The organism is Bombilactobacillus bombi (genome assembly GCF_003522965.1).
Lineage (GTDB): Bacteria > Bacillota > Bacilli > Lactobacillales > Lactobacillaceae > Bombilactobacillus > Bombilactobacillus bombi.
The window spans coordinates 1,711,173-1,726,771 of sequence record NZ_CP031513.1 but is presented as its reverse complement, the minus strand read 5'-3'; the positions used below and the strand labels follow the sequence as shown (position 1 = coordinate 1,726,771).

General features: G+C 34.6%; 14 protein-coding genes. 3 read left to right on the top strand and 11 right to left on the bottom strand.

What is annotated here, in order from left to right:
• Positions 1-97 precede the first annotated feature (97 nt).
• From DS830_RS08280 to DS830_RS08245, 8 genes are all read right to left on the bottom strand, one after another.
• Positions 98-874, bottom strand: coding sequence for a DeoR/GlpR family DNA-binding transcription regulator (locus tag DS830_RS08280; protein WP_118899857.1), 777 nt, complete (start codon positions 872-874; stop codon positions 98-100).
• A gap of 151 nt (positions 875-1,025) precedes the next feature.
• Positions 1,026-1,667, bottom strand: a complete 642-nt coding sequence (locus DS830_RS08275; protein WP_118908985.1) for a 3-keto-L-gulonate-6-phosphate decarboxylase UlaD — start codon at positions 1,665-1,667, stop codon at positions 1,026-1,028.
• Positions 1,668-1,682: 15 nt separating this feature from the next.
• A complete protein-coding gene (locus tag DS830_RS08270; RefSeq protein ID WP_118899861.1) occupies positions 1,683-1,976 on the bottom strand; it encodes a PTS sugar transporter subunit IIB in 294 nt (97 codons plus the stop codon).
• Positions 1,977-1,993: 17 nt separating this feature from the next.
• Complete coding sequence (locus tag DS830_RS08265; protein WP_118899863.1) at positions 1,994-3,508, bottom strand: PTS ascorbate transporter subunit IIC; 1,515 nt, start codon at positions 3,506-3,508, stop codon at positions 1,994-1,996.
• A gap of 15 nt (positions 3,509-3,523) precedes the next feature.
• Positions 3,524-3,985 (bottom strand): PTS sugar transporter subunit IIA, encoded by a 462-nt coding sequence (locus DS830_RS08260; RefSeq protein WP_118899865.1) that lies wholly within the window; start codon positions 3,983-3,985, stop codon positions 3,524-3,526.
• Positions 3,986-3,997: 12 nt separating this feature from the next.
• Positions 3,998-5,068 (bottom strand): L-ascorbate 6-phosphate lactonase, encoded by a 1,071-nt coding sequence (gene ulaG, locus DS830_RS08255; RefSeq protein WP_118899867.1) that lies wholly within the window; start codon positions 5,066-5,068, stop codon positions 3,998-4,000.
• A 250-nt stretch (positions 5,069-5,318) separates the two neighbouring features.
• On the bottom strand, positions 5,319-7,685 hold the full coding sequence (locus DS830_RS08250) for a phosphoketolase family protein (protein ID WP_118899869.1): 2,367 nt from the start codon (positions 7,683-7,685) through the stop codon (positions 5,319-5,321).
• A gap of 90 nt (positions 7,686-7,775) precedes the next feature.
• On the bottom strand, positions 7,776-8,501 hold the full coding sequence (locus DS830_RS08245) for a GntR family transcriptional regulator (RefSeq protein ID WP_118908984.1): 726 nt from the start codon (positions 8,499-8,501) through the stop codon (positions 7,776-7,778).
• A gap of 180 nt (positions 8,502-8,681) precedes the next feature.
• Here DS830_RS08245 and DS830_RS08240 point away from each other — a divergent pair, with 180 nt between their 5' ends.
• The 3 genes from DS830_RS08240 (at position 8,682) to DS830_RS08225 (ending at position 12,949) form a co-directional block, all read left to right on the top strand.
• Positions 8,682-10,442: a glucosaminidase domain-containing protein gene (locus tag DS830_RS08240; RefSeq protein WP_118908983.1), complete on the top strand. Its 1,761-nt coding sequence runs from the start codon at positions 8,682-8,684 to the stop codon at positions 10,440-10,442.
• Between the two features lie 183 nt (positions 10,443-10,625).
• Positions 10,626-11,990: a hemolysin family protein gene (locus tag DS830_RS08235; protein ID WP_118899875.1), complete on the top strand. Its 1,365-nt coding sequence runs from the start codon at positions 10,626-10,628 to the stop codon at positions 11,988-11,990.
• Positions 11,991-12,646: 656 nt separating this feature from the next.
• On the top strand, positions 12,647-12,949 hold the full coding sequence (locus DS830_RS08225) for a DUF6506 family protein (protein ID WP_118908981.1): 303 nt from the start codon (positions 12,647-12,649) through the stop codon (positions 12,947-12,949).
• A gap of 64 nt (positions 12,950-13,013) precedes the next feature.
• Here DS830_RS08225 and fba read toward each other — a convergent pair whose 3' ends face one another.
• The 3 genes from fba to DS830_RS08210 all read right to left on the bottom strand — a co-directional run bounded on the left by fba (position 13,014) and on the right by DS830_RS08210 (position 15,572).
• Complete coding sequence (fba, locus tag DS830_RS08220; protein ID WP_118899878.1) at positions 13,014-13,880, bottom strand: class II fructose-1,6-bisphosphate aldolase; 867 nt, start codon at positions 13,878-13,880, stop codon at positions 13,014-13,016.
• A gap of 119 nt (positions 13,881-13,999) precedes the next feature.
• Positions 14,000-14,917 carry an alpha/beta hydrolase gene (locus DS830_RS08215; RefSeq protein WP_118908980.1) on the bottom strand — a complete coding sequence of 306 codons (918 nt, stop codon included), beginning with the start codon at positions 14,915-14,917 and terminating at the stop codon, positions 14,000-14,002.
• On the bottom strand, positions 14,901-15,572 hold the full coding sequence (locus DS830_RS08210) for an HAD hydrolase-like protein (RefSeq protein ID WP_118908979.1): 672 nt from the start codon (positions 15,570-15,572) through the stop codon (positions 14,901-14,903). Before DS830_RS08210 ends, DS830_RS08215 begins: the two co-directional genes overlap by 17 nt.
• Positions 15,573-15,599: the final 27 nt, after the last annotated feature.

Here is a 15,599-nt window from a genome sequence, read left to right as displayed (position 1 = left end):
GCTCAAAAAGATGAGCAAAACCCGAATCAAGACCAAAAAGAGTTAGAACAAAAAATTGTCCTAACTCTAATTAAAACCACTTGCCACGCAGGTTGACTTAGACTGATACTTGAATCACTTCAATTCCAGATTTTCTCAATGAACGTACTACCCGTTCATTAGCAAAGGTATCAGTAATTAATACATCAATTTGATCTAAATCAGCGACATGATAATTGCTAGACACTCCAACTTTACGATAATCTGCTACACAAATCACCTTTTGTTTGGTTCTTTGCACCATCGTACTATTAACTTGTGATTCATAAATATTATGAGTCGTCAAGCCTTCATCCAAACTAATACCATCGCAACCAATCAGTGTATAGTCAGATTGCATTGTCTCCAAAAACTGTACTGCTATCGTACCTACTAATGACTCTTTAGGATAGCGTACTTCGCCTCCAGTCATAATAATAGATGTTTCGGGATGGCGCGCACATTCAGTAACTCGTAAATTATTAGTAATAATTGTTAACGGTTTAATAGCTAATTGATTAATCATTCGCCAACAAAGCGAGCTCGAATTAACAAACAAAGTGCTATTTTCTTTGATATATTCAGGTACAGCCTGGGCAATACAATCTTTAATATGGTTCATACTACTTTTATCGTTTAGCAGCTCATCAGCATCCGGCTGGAGAACGGCTTGTACACGACCATGAGTCCAAGTAATTTGTCCCATTTGTTGTAAAGCTTTTAAATCACGACGAATAGTCACTAAAGATACAGCAAATTCATGAGCAAGATTTTTTACAGACATTTGCTCGTTTTGTTGCAGTTTAGATACTATACTTTCTCTACGAGCATCCACATTAGCAATTGAATTTTTCATAATATTAACCGCCGTTATTATAATTTAGAAGAAAAGACTAGGACAATTATATTGCCCCAGTCCTATTCTTAGAATACTTTAACTTTTTACGTGAAGCACATTAAAAGACATATTATATAAACAATCAATAATATAATTATTCGTGTACAATTTAATTGCCCCAAATTCTTTTTATTTCATTTTGCAAATCCTGAGCTGCTTTTGCGGGGTTATCAGCTTGAGTGATTGCACGTCCAGCAATAAATGTGTATACATCTACTCCTTCGAACAACTTTAATGTATCAACATTCAATCCACCCGTAACAGATACTCTAAAGCCCATATCAACTAACATTTTAACCTTTTTTAAATCTTTTTCACCCCAGGAACCACCAGACAGCAGAGCGTCACGACTTTGATGATATATTGCTTGTGAAATGCCTGCATCCAACCAAGATTGAGCATCTTCTTGGGTCCAATTTCCATATAATTCAACTTGAATTTCTGAAATTTCTTTATTTGCAGCCTTCATAGTGGGAATTGTTGCTGAACAAATACAAGTCATCCAATCTGCACCAGCATCTGCCATATTTTTGGCTACAGTAGTCCCAGCATCTGCACATTTAGTATCTGCAATTACTGTTTTTTTAGGGAATAATGCTCGTAATGCTTTAACAGCTTGTGTACCTTCTTGAAGAATCAAAATTGTACCAGCTTCTACTATATCGACAATATCGCCCACTTCACGGACATCTGCTAAAGCGCTTGCCAGTGTATTATTGTCTAGTGCAACCTGTAAATTTGGTTTAGTCATAAGTTTCCTCCAAAGTTATTTTACTAAGTCTGTTTCTTCACGAATATGTTGTTCAATTTCTTTATCATTTAAAACATTTTTCACACCAATAACCGTAATACCACTAGCTTTAGCGTCATCAAACATATTTAAAAAGTTCGTAGGTGTAAAGACAATATCATATTGTTTTGCTGTACTTTTACCTTCAGCAATACTAGTATGTTCAATTTTAGTAATGGCAATACCGAGTCGCTTAAAAGCTTTTTGTACACTCTTCATCATCATTAAACTAGTTCCTGATCCATTAGCACAAGATACTAAAACATTCATTATTTTGTCCTCCAAATTTATTTAGTCTTTTTTGCCATATTTTCTTTATATTTATCATAATCAGTAACCATTAAAAAGTAATTGTCGGGATCGTGACGATATTCTAATTGCGGAATAGCAATTAAAATTACAATAACTGCAATAATACCTACTACACCTAGGAACTTCATCAAAATAGTAAAGAATGGCCAAACAGTATCCCAATCAAACATTCCTAAGTAACCACCGAATTTAGACAAACCAATCCAGCTAGAAATAAATGCAGCTCCAAATACTTGAATTAACCCACTGATAAATGGTAGTAACATCGCTGCTTTAGCCCCGGCACGCTTATTAGCATAAACACCAAAAGCTGCATTATCAAAGAATAGGGGAATAAAACCAGCAATAATAATTGTAGGGGAATGTAGAACTAATAAAGCAGCTATAGCTAAGAATTGCCCCAAAGCGCCGAATAAAAAGCCAATGGTAACTGCATTAGGTTCCCCAAAAGCAAAGGTCGCAGCCACATCGATTCCAGGAACAGAACCTGGCAATAAACGATCAGAAATTCCGGTAAAGCTTTCTGTTAGTTCACCCACGAAAGTCCGCACACCTAACTGCAAAATAGCCAAGTTAACTGCAAAACTCAACGAAGTAGTTAAGATATAAAATAGAAAGCTTCCATTAGGAGCCAATCCAGAAGCACCTTTGGTAGACACATACAATTGATTGAAATATGGACGGCCTAATACCAACATAATAATTCCAAAGAAGAACAACATCAAAATACCAGTAGCAACCATATTTTCGTTAAAAATCTTTAAAAAACCTGGTAATTCAATATCTTCTAAGCCCTTAGTTTCTTTTTGAACTTTCTTTTCGTGTGCCTTAAATTTGTCTGCTAACCACGAAACAAATGCAATCCCAAATCCCTGTTGATGAGCGACTGCAAAGCCACCACCATCAGTTAAATCTTGAGTATAACGAATTGTTAAATTGGAACCAACTGCCCAATACAATCCGAGAATAATGCCCATAACTACTAATACTTCAATTCGTCCCATTTTAGGGAAACAAAATAGCAAAATCCAAAAAGCTGTAGCTGATTGTTGAACTTGAACGTTACCTGTAGTAAAAACTGCTCTTAGTTTAGTATATTTTTGAAATCTAACTAATAAAATATTAAAAACAAAAGCAAAAAGTAAGAGTAACATTACGTCACCAAAAGTTCTTCCAAAAGTTTTAACTACACCTTCAGTAACTGCATTTTGACCAAAATACGGATCAATAACGGTTGCTGTTAAATGAAATCTTGTTTTTAAGCCGGCTAAAATTGGTCTAAAGCTGCTAACTAAACCATTAGAACCAACAATTAATATCATATAACCAATAACTGCTTTTAAAAAACCGGCAATAGATTCATAAATGGGCTTTTTCTCTAAAATATAACCTAGCAAAACAATAAAACCAATCATATATGCTGGCTGTGTTAAGATGTTAGCCGCAAAATATTCCCAAATTTTAATCAGAATATTTACAAACTGCTGCATATTAGTTCACCTCACTTATTCTTGGTATTCTTTGACTATTTTTTTAAAATCTTCAACATTTTGGATATTCAATAACTTTTCTATAAAACCGTCAGCCATCAATACTTCTGACAAATCACTGATATTTTTTAAATGTATTTTGGGATCACGTGCAGCCAAAGTAAAAAACAGTTGTGCATGTGAATCTGGATTATTTTCATCAAAAACTACTGGTTGAGGAAATTTGGTAAATCCAATCGCTGTTCCCAGCACATTTTCGCTTTCGGCCATTGCATGGGGCATTGCAACTCCTGGAACAATTACAATATATGGCCCATTAGTAACTACATTGTTTATTATCTCATCAGTGTATCCCGGCTTAATATACCCATGCTCAATTAACTTATCGCTAGCTTGTTTTAAAGCCTCTTTCCAATCTTTTGGGGATGAGGTTTTAACATCCACTAAATCTCTTTCGATCATATCTTCTAATAACATGTCTTCACAACCTTATAGGAATGATGGGAATGGTGTATCGTTGTCAATGGAGAATACATCGTGAAAACCACGATCAAAATTAAATTCCAAACGGTCCTTATCATTTGGATAAGTAAATTGGCCACCAACTTGCCAAATAAATGGTTTAAATTTGTATTGCAAACGATCTTTCTTAAAGTTCCATAACATTGTAATTTCTTTTGGATCTGCCATAAAGTTTGTCCAAATATCATAATGTACAGGAATGATAACTTTAGTATTTAAAGATTCTGCCATCCGTAAAATATCTACTGATGTAACTTTATCAGTGATACCACGAGGATTTTCACCATATGCCCCTAAAGCAACATCAATTTTATTTTCATTACCATGCTTAGCTAGCATATTAGAATAATGCGAATCAGCAGCATGATAAAGGTTGCCACCTGTTGTTTCAAATAAGTAATTGACAGCAATTTTATTCATATCTTGAGGCATTTTACCTTTGAGTTGAACGTTAGGATCATCTTCAGTAACTAAGGCAGTCCGATCAAATCCTTCTAAAACTTTGACTTTGGTTTTACCGATTGTTACTTCATCACCAGGTTTTACTACTACAGTTTTTTCGGCAGGTACGCCCCAACTTTGCCAGATTTGGCAAACTTGTTCTGGTCCATAAAATTTAGCTTGTGGACAGTTACTATTTACAGCAGCAGCTGTATTAACGTCTAAATGATCAGAATGAATATGACTTACAAACAAAGCATCAACATCTTTAATCGCAAATGGATCAATAACAAATGGTTTATTGCGCAAATTAGGTTGAAGATTTTGCACTCCACTCATTCTTTGCATCTGATGACCTTTTCTCATTTTGCCAGTACCGTGTGAGCGCTTACCTGTACCACACCACATATCAACTAAAATATTAGTATCTTCAGCTGTTTTTAACCAAATACCTGTACAGCCTAACCACCACATTGAAAAAGTATTAGGTTTAACCTTAGTATTTGCAATTTCTTCGTTGAGCCATGTACCCCATTCAGGAAAAGTATCCATTATCCAACTTTCACGAGTTACGTTATTAATATTTTTATCAGCCATAATAATTCCTCCAACGTTTAGTATTTATTTCACTATTAAGATTAAGCCTATTTGCAATCGATTTCAATCAATGGTTATGAACTATTGAACTTTTTTACGTTTCTTTATGTCTCTTTTACGGTTTTTATTACTATATAAACTTTTAATAAGTTTTTAATTCATAAAAATTGTATTGTAACATAAAAAGGCTCTTTAAAAGTCTGAATAATCAACTTTTAAAGAGCCTAAGAAGTAACTAAAGTTATATTATTTAATCATTAAATCCCTTGAATTTCCATGATTGAACTTCTGGCAAATCTTCACCAGTTTCACGAATATAATCATGATGTTCTTGAATCTTTTGATCCATTTGTTGACTAAAATCACTGGCTTTATCGCCATAAACCAACTCACTAGCGTGTTGTGCTAAATGGAAGCGGTCCATAGAATTCAATACTCGCATATCAAATGGAGTCGTAATATCACCATTTTCACGATAACCATGTGGATACATATTATGATTATGACGGTCAAAGAAGATATCACGCAACAAATCTTCATAACCATGGAAAGCAAAGATAATTGGAGTATCTTTAGTGAAGAAACCATCAAATTCAGCATCACTAAGACCACGTTCATTATGCTTAGGTGCTTGTAATTTTAGTAAATCTACAACGTTAATAAATCTAATCTTCATTTCAGGGAAGTTTTGGTGCAAGATATCAATTGCAGCTAAAGTTTCCATATTTGGCTCAGTACCAGCTGCAGCAAAGACAATATCAGGCTTTTGACCATGATCATTACTTGCCCAGTCAATTACTTTCAAACCATTGTCTACTAACTCTTCAGCTTCAGCCATAGAATAAAATTGTGGCCGCGGCTGTTTGGATGCAATAATCAGATTAATAACTTCTTCATCATTTAAAATCCGATCAGCTAAAGCTAACAAAGTGTTAGTATCAGCTGGTAAATACTCGCGAATATACTTGGATTTCTTTTCTGCTAAATGAGTTAAAATACCTGGATCTTGGTGTGTATAACCATTGTGATCTTGTTGGAAAGATGTTGAAGTTGAAATAACATTCAAGGCTGGATATTTATTACGCCAAGATTGTTCATCTGCTTTACGTAACCATTTAAAGTGCTGTGTCAACATTGAATCAATGACCCGTAAGAAAGCTTCATAACTAGTAAAAATACCATGACGACCAGTCAATGTATACCCTTCTAACCAGCCTTCAGATTGATGTTCTGACAATTGTGCATCTAATACTCGACCAGCTGGAGCTTCAAATTGATCATTAGGCTTTTTAACTGGCTCCATCCATTGCCGATCGGTTACCTCAAAAATATGATTCAAACGATTAGACATTGTTTCATCAGGACCAAACATTCTGAAAGTAGTTGGGTTCTTTTTAATCAAATCGCGTAAATATTTACCAAATTCAATCATATCTTGTGCATCTTGACTGCCCGGATGATCTAATTTCAATTGATAATCACGATAGTCTGGTAATTCTAATGGTTTTGGATCAATACCACCATTGGTAATTGGATTCTTAGCCATTCGTTGATTACCTTTAGGCGTCAATGCTTGAATTTCTGATTTCAAAGTTCCATTGTCATCAAATAAGTCTTCTGGATGATAAGATTTTAGCCAAGCAGTTAAAGCATCGGCGTGTTCCATATCATTTTGGTCAACTGGAATTGGAATTTGATGAGCTCTAAAGGAATTTTCAATCGGTTCGCCATCCCATTCCTTAGGACCAGTCCAACCTTTAGGAGCGCGGAAAATCAACATCGGCCAAACTGGACGTGTAGCCTCAGCGGCAGTATTTTGGCGAGCCTTAGTTTGAATATCTTTGATTTTTTCAATAGCCTGATCCATAGCCTGAGCCATCACAGGATTTAATTTGACTGGATCGTCGCCTTCAACAAAAATTGGCTCCCAACCCATACCTTCAAAATACTTAGTCAATTCTTCATCTGTTTTACGAGACAAAATAGTTGGATTAGAAATTTTAAATCCATTCAAATTCAAAATTGGTAATACAGCACCATCATTAACGGGATTAATAAAGACATTGGAGAACCAAGAAGTTGCTAAAGGTCCAGTTTCAGCTTCTCCATCACCCACAACAACAGCACTAATCACATCTGGATTATCCAAAATAGCACCCACACCATGAGAAAGGGAATATCCTAATTCTCCACCTTCATGAATTGAACCAGGTGTCTCAGGAGCAGCATGTGAAGCAACACCACCTGGGAAAGAGAATTGCTTAAAGAGTTTTTGTAAACCAGATTCATCTTGCGTAATTTCAGGATAGATTTCACTATAACTTCCATCAAGATAGGAGTTAGAAACCATTACTTGACCACCATGACCTGGTCCTTCGATATAAAACATATTTAAATTGTACTTATTAATAACACGGTTTAAATGACTATAAATAAAGTTTTGACCCGCAATTGTACCCCAATGACCAATTGGATGAACTTTAACGTCACTGGCTTTTAAGGGCCGTTTCAACAATGGATTATCTTTTAAATATAATTGACCTACGGAAATATAATTAGCCGCATTAAAATATTTATGCATGAGACTAAAATATTCAGGGCTATTGTAATCTGTCATGTAATGACCTCCCATAATTTGTCTTACACATTATTTATAAACCGTTCTTCATCATTTGTCAACCATTTAAAAAATTGGTGCGTTCCAATTTTATTTACCTAAGTTAACAAAAGTCGAAAAATTTAAATAACGATAATGTAATCGCATGCTCGAATACTCAAACGGCGTGCCATCATCCACAAAAAATATCCCTGCCATAATTCCTACAGGCTCAGTAGTTTTTAAATGTAACAGATCTTGATCTTCCACTGACGACGGTTCTGTAGTGACATCTAAATAGGCGCGATTAATGATTGTGTTTTCTTGATCTTCTAAGTAATTGAACAAAGAATGTTCTAACAATTTTTTAGATAATTGAGGAAATACTTTAACCGGAATATAGCTTTGCTCAATCAAAATAGGTACTTCATCTAATTTGCGTAATCTTTTAAAACTATAAACAAAATCATCAGCTGTTAAAAAGAGATTTTCTTTAATTGCAGCATCCGGCTTAACAACATCCAAGTTCAAAACTTCAATCTGTTGCTGCTTGCCATTAGTTACAATTGAAGTTGTTAAGCCAACATTATCGCCAGTGTAGTCTAAAGCAGTTTTATTTTTCAAAAATAAAGGATTAATAAAATTACCTGAGCCCTGTTTTTTAAAAATAATTCCTTGATCAGCTAATAATTGAATAGCTCGCTTAATTGAGCTGCGACTGACCGCAAATTCTTCAGCTAAAGTGCGTTCATCAGGTAGTTTCATCGTTTGATATTGATGTTTAGATATATTATTTTTAATAGTACTTGCTAAAGATACATATAATGGCTTTTTCATTAAATTCTATTCTCCAATAATAAATTAATTGTCTAATCTAACTCATGTAGAACTAAATTGTTTAATATGGTAAACTAATTCTTAAGATAATATTAAGATTTTATAACGCTTCTCTATTATTTTAACAGATATATTTATAACATTTTGTAATTCGAGTTCTCGGAGGGAACAACTTCTATCATGAAAAAAAACAATTTACTGTGGTCAGCCGTTCTTACTTCTGCAACCATTTTGGCCACTTTGCCAATTCAAAACGTTAAAGCAGAAACTGAGCAACAAAGTGCCAACCAAACTACGAATCAATCAATTGACTCTAACTTACATAATAAAACAGACGATTCTGCAACTTATAGTACAATTGCTAGCAATAACCAACCATCTCCAGCAACTTTGACTGCCAGTCAAACTAATGCCACACCGATAACACCAACGGACAATGCTACTTTATTTTCAACTAATAGTAGTATTTCTCAAGTTGAATTTTTAAAGCGAATCAAAGCGGGCTCAATTAATAGCTGGCAACAATATCAGATTTTACCCTCAATCACAGCAGCACAAGCCATTTTAGAATCAGGATGGGGCAATTCCCAATTAGCACAAAAATATAATAATCTCTTTGGTATCAAAGGTTCCAATAATGGCCAAGCAATTGTTTTACCTACCGGCGAAGAAGTTAATGGTACTAATATCACTATTGATTCTCAATTCCGTGTATATGCTAGCTGGGATGAAAGTATGGCTGATCACGGAATCTTTTTAAATAATAATTCTCGCTATCATAATTTGTTAGGTATTCAAGATTATCGCCAAGTAGCTCAACTATTACAACAAGATGGTTATGCTACTGCTTCAAACTATGCGCAAGCGCTAATTAGAATTATTGAAAGTAATAATTTACAAGCTTGGGATCAAGAAGTTTTAGGCAATAACACTAGTGTTCCTACTCCAGTTCCTCATATTGAGGCCCAAGCAAACAACATTGAAAGTGGTACTTATACTTTTAAAAATGCTACTAACATCTACACCAGTGCTAGCGCTCATGGCAAAGTTGTGGGACAGTACCAAGCGGGTCAAAAGGTTGTTTATAATGGTAAAGTCCAAGCAGAAGGAACTACTTGGCTACGTTATACTTCGTATTCTGGGACTGTGTGTTATGTACCTATGACTACTCCTGTTGTTAATCCAGTTCAAACTACTAAGTCTAGCTCAAAGACCAAACCTCATGATACCACAGCAAGCAACACCGAAAGTGGCATTTATACTTTTAAAAATGCCACCAATATCTACACCAATGCTAGCACTCAAGGTAAAGTTGTAGGACAATACCAAGCTGGTCAAAAAGTTGTTTATAATGGTAAAGTCCAAGAAAAAGGGACTACTTGGCTACGTTATACTTCGTATTCTGGGACTGTATGTTATGTTCCAATGTCTGATAATTCTTCTAATGCTGTATCATCCAAACCCAAAACTTCAGTATCATTACCAACAAATAATATTACCAATGAGACCGGCACTTACACTTTTAAAACGCCAACTAATATTTATAGTGACACTAATGTGAATGGTAAAGTTATTGGCCAATATCAAGTAGGTCAACAAGTAGTATATAATGGCAAAATCACTGCTAACAATGCTACTTGGCTACGTTATATTTCTTACTCAGGCAGTATCTGTTATGTGCCTCTCAATAATACTAAACAAGATTCACCTGCCAAGATTTCCACTCCTAAGGCAACTGCGCCAACAGCTGCTTATGGTACTTATACTTTTACGACAACTACTAATATCCGAACCAGCCCTAGTTTAAAAGGAAAAATCGTTGGCTATTATAGCGCTGGTCAACAAGTATTTTATAATGGCAAAGTTGTAGGTGATGGTTATACTTGGCTTTACTACCAAACCAAATCTGGAGCAACTTGCTATGTTGCAGTTATTAAATAATTATTATTAAATATCGAAGGGAGACTGGAAAAATTCCAGTCTTTTTTAATATCAAAACTTCACAATTAAATTTTTTAAATAATTGCTTAGTTCTCTTGACAAATATTGATTACCCGCATAGGCTAAAACTTTAATCACTGGTATAATAGAAGTAAAACCAATTTTAGAAATGGGGAATAATAGTTGTCTGACTCTCAGATATTTATTAATTTAATTTGGATCATTATAATTTTTATTTTAGCGTTCTTCTTTATTTTGGCAGAATTTGCCTTAGTTTCTACTCGTACTAGTCAAATTGAAGATGCTTTAGAACAAAAAGAAGGCAATACTAAAAAATTAAAACGTGCTTTATATATGGTCAATAATCTTAATGAATATCTTTCTACTACCCAAGTGGGAACCACTGTAACTAGCTTAATTTTAGGTTGGATTGGTGAAGATACTTTACAAGCCTTTTTTAACAATGTCTTAGGAATGTCTTTAAAGTCTTCTACCTCCATGCATGCGATTAGTTCAGTTATTGCCTTATTGCTTTTAACTTATCTCCAAGTCGTAATTACAGAAATCGTTCCTAAAAATATTGCGATTGATTTTCCGATGAAAATCTTGATGTTAACAGTCACACCATTACATGCTTTTCATACTTTAGCCTATCCTTTTGTTTGGCTGCTTAATATTTCAGCTACTGGTATTGTCAAAATGTTAGGTATGAAACCAGCAGATTCTGAAAGTGAAGTCTTTACCCAATCAGAAATCTTACGTTTGTCGCAAGCTTCTGTATCTAGTGGACAATTAGACAAAAATGATTTGCTGTATATGCAAAGAGCCTTTGACTTGAACGATAAAGTTGCCAAAGATATTATGATTGATCGCACACGCCTATATGTGGTTGATATTACCGATACTGTTGATGACGTCGTCAAAGATTATTTACAACAAGGATTCTCGCGTTTTCCAGTAGTAGCGGATAATGATAAAGATAAAATTCTCGGTTATGTTTACGTCTATGACTTAGTTCGCCAAAAACAAGTCAATGGCAAGTTGCCCATTAGCCGTTTATTGCGTTCAATCGTTACTGTTCCTGAGACGATGCCAATTCACAGCATCTTGCACCAAATGATCGCTAAACAAACGCCCATTGTCGTCGTTGTTGATGAATACGGTGGTACTAGCGGTATTGTTACTGACAAAGATATTTATGAAGAATTGTTTGGCACCGTTAAAGATGAAGTTGATAATGTTTCAGAAGAGTATATCGTGAAAAACGAAGATGGTTCATACGCAGTTAGTGGTAAAACTACTTTATACGATTTTGAGCGCTATTTTAAAACTGATATTGATGAATTCAAAGAAACTGATATTGTCACCTTAGCAGGATATTTTATTGATAAATATCCCAATCTGCATCTTGGAAGTATTATCCATCTCGACAAATATACTTTAGAAGTAACTGATTTTGAACATTCTTATGTTAATAAATTTAAAGTGACAGTGGACAAAAATGCACCTAAGAAAAAAAATCAGACACTTGAATCAGTCGCTGATTAATAAAGATTCTGGAACAAAATCTGATATATAATCCCAATTAGCAAGTAATCAATTATATTTGACCCATATATTTTATTTTAACTAAATAATAGCTACTTTACAGTAATGAAATAATAACTGCAGAGTAGCTATTTTTGTATCTCAATACTCTTGTCATAATTCTTTTAGAAAGAATTTCTATATGCTAAAACAAATCCCACCAATTCAAAGGATTAATTATTTCTACGAATTTTTCAAAAAATATTTCCCAGAATGTGGCAATAAAGTGTCCGTGCTTTCTCAAAGATATCCATATGGCCACAATGGCTGCAAATAAAGCACATGAAATGATATAAATTAACACAAAAATACTTAATTGCAATACAATCATTTTAAGCATAGGTGCTATCTCCTAACTGAAGATTTTGATTTAGTATAAATGAAATATCTTCTTGAGTAAAATTATTTTCAATAATTATAAAAAAAAGGAGGAATTGAAGTGTATAAATTATTCCATTACTCTAAAAAGAAAATACTAGATTTATTTTCATAAAAGATATTTTGCAAAAGTTGGTTCAGCATTAATATCTTGAGTTTGGCAATTAAGTTTCCAATATTATTCCAGTCAAGTGAAACCGATAACAATTATGCTATAATTATTTTTGAGGAAGGATCTTATGAAATTAGAAGCTGGTTTTATTTTTTTGGCTGACGGTGCTGATTTTATTCATGACTACAAAACAGTTCATACAGATACTGTTAATTTAACGGCTATTGGTGCTAAAAATTATGACGATGCTGTCAAAGCAGCTAAATTTTTAGTTTCTCAAGGAATTAAGGCCATTGAACTTTGTGGAGGATTTGGTATTTTGAGAACTGCCAAAATCAAAGAAGCTGTTCCAAATGAGATTGCAATCGGTGTCGTTCGCTTTGATAATCATCCCGGATTAGATTTCCAAAGTGGAGATCAATTATTTTAACTTTTTTCGAAAAATAAAAAATGCCCTGACAAAATTGTCAGAGCATTTGAGTTTAAATTTATAATTATAGAGATGGTGTACCAAACCAGCCAATACGTGATTTGACAGTTTCTTTAATAGCTTCTGTACCAGGAGCCATCAATTTACGTGGGTCATATCCTTTAGCATCAACATCTTCGTCATGACCAGCTTCAATATATTCACGAGTTGCTTTAGCAAAAGCTAATTGACATTCAGTATTAACGTTAACCTTGGAGATACCTAATGAAATAGCTTTAACAATTTGTTCCTTAGGAATACCAGAACCACCATGTAATACTAATGGAGTTTTAACTTCGGCAGCAATTTCTTCCAAACGATCAAAGTTCAAGCCTTGCCAATTTTCTGGGTAAACGCCGTGAATGTTTCCAATACCACAAGCCAAGTAATCAACACCAGTTGCTGCCAAAGTCTTAGCTTCGTCAACACTAGCTAATTCACCAGCACCAGTAATACCATCTTCAGTACCACCAATTGAACCAACTTCAGCTTCTACAGAAATACCTTTAGCATGAGCTAATTTAACAATTTCTTTAGTCTTTTCTAAGTTTTCATCAAATGGTAAATCATGACCATCAAACATTACAGAGTTATAACCAACTTCGATACATTCTTTAGCAGCTTCATAGTTACCATGATCCAAGTGCATAACAACTGGAACAGTAATACCCATGGACTTAATTGTGTCTTGCACTAAGTGTAAACATAATTCGTAGCCGCCCATGTATTTAGCAGCACCCATTGAAGTTTGGATTAGAATTGGAGTGTTGGTTTCTTGAGCTGCACCCAAGATTGCCCGAGTCCATTCCAAGTTATTAGTGTTGAATGCACCAACAGCATACTTACCTTCACGTGCTTTATTGAAAATTTCATTGCCGTTTACTAACGCCATTTTTGTCCTCCTACAAAAGAAACATTTTTATACAAGTCTTATTTTACCGCAAATCCTAATATTTGAACACCAAATCACATGATGTAAACGATTTTGTTTAAAAATAATTAGATTCTAGCTTAATTTATATATTTAGCTGTCCAAGTTAATACCTTTTGTTGATATTGATGTGGCTGCTTTTGATAGGATTGTGCATGTTTAGCACCTTTAACTAGCCATAATTTTTTGGGACCAGCATCATTTTGATAATTCAAACGGCCATTTTTGGTCGGTACAAAATGATCATTAGCACCATGAATGATAAATAATGGCACTCGGTTATGTTTCAAAGTTTTAGCGGTGTCACCATCATAAAGACTATAATGGGCTAAAGTTTTAGCATATAGATTAGCCGTCGGAATCAGCGGTACACTTGGCAAATTAAACATCGTTTTTAATTCATAAGTCAATTCCCCATTAATTGAAGCATAACCACAATCAGCGATAGCAACTTTTACTTGGTGAGGAACTTTCATCCCCAAATAATACATAACAGTTGAAGCCCCCATGCTCACACCAAATAAACCAATCTGGGTGTGGGGCCCTTGACGTTGAATTAGTTGGTGCATCCAATCTTGAACATCTTGTCGATCTAGCCAGCCAAAGCCAATATATTTACCTTCGCTTCGACCATGAGCACGATTATCTGGAGCTAATACATTATAACCCGCTTGATGAAATAAACGGATATAAGGTCCCAAAGTTATACTATTATCACCGAAGCCATGAATCATCACCATGGTCTTGTTAGTCGGTGAAGCTGCTGGATAATAACGAGCTTTTAAATGCAAGCCATCTTGTGAACTAGTCTGGTTCCAAGTAGTTTGCTGTTGATTTTTTGCCCAAACTTCAGAGTTAGTCAAAGGTCTATTATTATTTTTAGCACTAAAGCCAGTTTTAGAAAACGCAAAGTTAAATAGGTAATATGCACCGCCGAAATCTGCTAAAATAAGAACAATTACTAAAAAGATTAGTAGACGTTTAAAAAATTTTTTCATCCTTGTTTACTCCAATCTGCGATAGTAAATCTAATGGTTGCTTAATTGTCGCAATGACGCCAGCATTTTCTAATTCTTCTTGAGTTCCAAAACCGTATAAAACGCCAATCGTTTTCAGATTATTAGCTGCAGCTCCAATTACATCAGTATCCCGATCACCAATCATCACTGTGGTCTGTAAGTCAATCAATTGTGCTTGGCGTATAGCAGTTGCGATAACGTCACTTTTATGCATAGTCTCACTTAAATCAGCTCCATAAATGCCTTGAAAATAATTATCCAACTGTAGATGATTAATGATTTTCTTCGCAAATGGTTCGGGTTTGGCAGTAGCAATATAGGCTTTGCATCCTTTTTGCTGTAATTTAGTCAGTAATTCAATAATCTGCGGGTAAAGACTTAATTGCTGCCAACCTTTTTCATTATAAAATTCTTGAAAATCAGCTAATAAACTTTGTGATAAATCACTGTTTGGTATAATATCACTATACTTTTGAAAACTCTCAACCAACGGCGGGCCAATAAATTTACGCAACACATTTTCCAAAGGCACTGGTAAGTTTTCTTTTTGGTAAGAATAGCGGAGAGCATTCATAATTCCTTCACCGCTATCGACAATAGTTCCATCTAAATCAAACAAAATATTTTGCAGCAATTTCTCTTCCTCTTCATAAAAAAATTA